The sequence below is a fragment of the Acinetobacter sp. AL9 genome, assembly GCF_041464035.1.
GTDB lineage: Bacteria > Pseudomonadota > Gammaproteobacteria > Pseudomonadales > Moraxellaceae > Acinetobacter > Acinetobacter towneri.
In genome coordinates this window covers 1-280 of sequence record NZ_JAYFSK010000216.1, presented here as the reverse complement: position 1 = coordinate 280, position 280 = coordinate 1, and the positions used below count along the sequence as shown (strand labels likewise).

1 protein-coding gene is annotated in these 280 nt (G+C 50.0%); it reads right to left on the bottom strand.

Features of this window, described 5'->3' with window-relative positions; translation table 11 throughout:
* A partial coding sequence (locus tag ACEO2X_RS14395) for a transposase (protein WP_371972203.1) occupies window positions 1–280 on the bottom strand: 280 nt, incomplete at both ends.

Below are 280 nucleotides of genomic sequence, written 5' to 3'. Positions count from 1 at the left end.
GGCCTGAACGACTATCCTGAAAGTCATAGATCACCGCCTGAACTGGATTGTACTGTGTAGTGGCATAGGCCCAGACATAACCTTTCTTCGGTTTTTTATCATTCTCACCCATCCGCATGATGGTGACTGGTGTTTCATCTGCATGCAGCACCTGCTGTTGCAGCACCACCTGTTTTAAGGCATTGGCCAGAGGTTCCAGTTCCACACCGCAGCGACCAATCCAGTCAGATAAAGTGGATCTGGACAGATCAATGCCAGCCCGCTGATAGATCAGACGTTG